A 2,562-nucleotide genomic window follows, 5' to 3' on the forward strand; every position below is an offset into this window, starting at 1 on the left:
ATTCATCTGACAGATTGCATTCGCGAGCAGGCTCGCTCCCACAGGGAATATGTAGTGGATTCAGGATTTGAAACAGGCCTTGTCGAGTTTGTCGAGGACGCGGTCGGAACGCTGTTCGGCTTCGGCCATTGTGGTTTTCCAGGTCGCGACGCAGGGTTGCAGATCCGCTTCTTTCTCTGCGATGGCCAACCATTGCAGACAGTCATGCCAGTCCCCCAAAGCGCCCTGTGCGGCCTTGAGCCTGGGCAACGCCGCTTTCGGCAAACGATCCAGCTCGGGATAGGCCTCGATGCCATAACGCACGCGCTTGATCAAAAGGCGCAAGCGGTGACGGTCGTGGGCCGGATCGTGCAGGGCTTCGTCGAGTTTTTTCCACTGTTTGGCCAGGCGTTTTTCGATGCGTTTACCCAGCCCCTTGAGCAACCCCTGACGCTGGGCCGCCCGCAAGAACCGCGGAAAAGCGTCGAGGATCATCAGCAACTGCGCGAGCTCCGTGCTCGTCGCCACTGCCGGATACGCCTGTGCCATCTGCGCCATGCGCCACTGCGCGGCTTCGGTTTGATCATGCTCGAGCAGGTAGGCGGCCAGCACCTCGCGATCGCGCAATGGCGTGGTCAGGTCGCCGACCCCGGAGGCTGCCGTCTCCAGCTGTTCGACGCCCGGCAAGCCGCGCAATGGCCGCAGCAGGCTGCGCAACCGGCGCACCGTGGTACGAAGATCATGCAAGGCTTCCGGATCGGTGCGGGCACTCAAGCGGGCCTGACACGCCAGCAGACGAACTTCCAGACCCAGGACATGGGCCACCAAGCGGTCAATCATGGGGGTTACTCCGTAAACAGCTGCAAGCGGCAAGCTATAAGCTGCAAGTCGAATTGCAGCGCGGCCAGACTTGCAGCTTGTCGCTTAGAGCTTATAGCTGCTTTTATCCTTTAGCGCCCCGCGCGGGATTCGCGAATATAGAAACGCGCCTTCTCGGCTTTCTTGGTGCAGCCTTCAAAGCCTTCGAATTGCTGCTGGGTCTTGGCCGCGGTCAACAGCGACAGGGCTTTGGAGTAGCTGACGGTCCCGGCGAACCCCTCGGCCTTGGCCAGGTCCAGTTCACGCCATGCCGCGTCCAGACTGCTGCCGCAGCTGTCGCGATAAGCGGTTTTACCGGCGCAACCGGCAAGTGCCAGGGCAATCAATGGCACACAGATCCAGGCTTTCATCACTCACACCTCAAAGATAAGAAACAGTCATGCAGGTAGGACGGTCCGGCACGGGAAAAGTGCCGTCCATCGCCTGCGCAAGCTATAGCGCTGGCGAGAATAATCAAGTGCCGCCATAACAATAAAACGACGCACTCACTTCACTGAGCGACCTTGCGATTGAAGCGCGCCCCTCGATGGGCGCATTGTTGAACCATTCAAACGAGGGCGATTCATGAAAAAGCGTGTCGCACTGGTATTGGGCTCGGGAGGAGCCCGGGGTTATGCCCATATTGGCGTCATCCAGGAGATTGAACGGCGTGGCTACGACATTGCCTGCATCGCCGGTTGTTCCATGGGAGCGGTGGTCGGCGGGATCTACGCCGCCGGCAAGCTGGATGAGTATCGCGACTGGATCGAAAGCCTGGATTACCTCGATGTACTGCGCCTGGTGGATGTCAGTTTTCGCCTGGGTGCGATCCGCGGGGAAAAGGTGTTCGGGCAGATCCGCAAGATCGTCGGCGAGATCAATATCGAAGACCTGCGCATTCCCTACACGGCCGTGGCCACCGACCTGACCAACCAGCAGGAGATCTGGTTCCAGGAAGGTTGCCTGCACCAGGCCATGCGCGCCTCGGCGGCGATTCCCAGCCTGTTTACCCCAGTGATGCAGGGCAATCGCATGCTGGTGGACGGCGGCATTCTCAATCCGTTGCCGATCGTGCCGGTGGTCTCGAGCCATTGCGACTTGATCATCGCGGTCAATCTTAACTCCACCAACCAGCGTCACTATCAACTGCCGGTGATCCAGCGTCCCGCCGCGTTCAAGACCCGCTTCGACAGCCTGATCAACTCGCTCGGTTCGAAGCTGCCGTTCCGGCGCAAACCCGCCGAACAGTTGTTGCTGCTGGAAAAAGAAGCGTTGATGGCGGAGGCGGCCGACATCAACCCCTGGGTCGAATCCGCCGAACCCGAAGCCCAGCAACCGGCAGCCGCGCCTGAACGCGCCGGTGCGCCGAAATCCGCCACCGGCTCGTTCATCATCGACAACGTGGGACCTGCGTCCTTGCTGGATCTGATCAACCAGAGCTTCGAGGTGATGCAGACTTCGTTGGCGCAATACAAGATCGCCGGTTATCCGCCGGACATCCTGATCAACGTGCCGAAGCGGGTGTGCCGTTTTTTCGAGTTCTACAAGGCGCCGGAGTTGATCGCGCTTGGGCGGGAAATTGCACGAGACACCCTTGATCGCTATGAGAATGATCGGGATTCCTGAGGTTCTCGAGTGAATGATCCGGCCTCTTCGCGAGCAGGCTCGCTCCCACAGTTGATCTTCGGTGTTCGGAAAGTTTGTGTCTGGAGCAGATCCAATGTG

3 protein-coding genes are annotated in these 2,562 nt (G+C 59.6%); 1 reads left to right on the forward strand and 2 read right to left on the reverse strand.

Translation table 11 applies throughout. The annotated features are described in order from the left end of the window. Positions 1 to 60: 60 nt before the first annotated feature. Together ACW9HW_RS29820 and ACW9HW_RS29825 are read right to left on the reverse strand one after the other, a co-directional pair. A complete protein-coding gene (locus ACW9HW_RS29820; protein WP_095196531.1) occupies positions 61 to 819 on the reverse strand; it encodes a CHAD domain-containing protein in 759 nt (252 codons plus the stop codon). A 110-nt stretch (positions 820 to 929) separates the two neighbouring features. After that, the gene (locus ACW9HW_RS29825) at positions 930 to 1,208 is read right to left on the reverse strand and encodes a hypothetical protein (RefSeq protein ID WP_095196530.1); all 279 of its coding nucleotides are present in this window, start codon (positions 1,206 to 1,208) and stop codon (positions 930 to 932) included. A gap of 214 nt (positions 1,209 to 1,422) precedes the next feature. Here ACW9HW_RS29825 and ACW9HW_RS29830 point away from each other — a divergent pair, with 214 nt between their 5' ends. Beyond that, entirely contained in the window at positions 1,423 to 2,463 is a 1,041-nt protein-coding gene (locus ACW9HW_RS29830) for a patatin-like phospholipase family protein (protein WP_457402917.1), read from the forward strand. Positions 2,464 to 2,562: the final 99 nt, after the last annotated feature.

The organism is Pseudomonas sp. SDO5532_S415 (assembly GCF_054071155.1).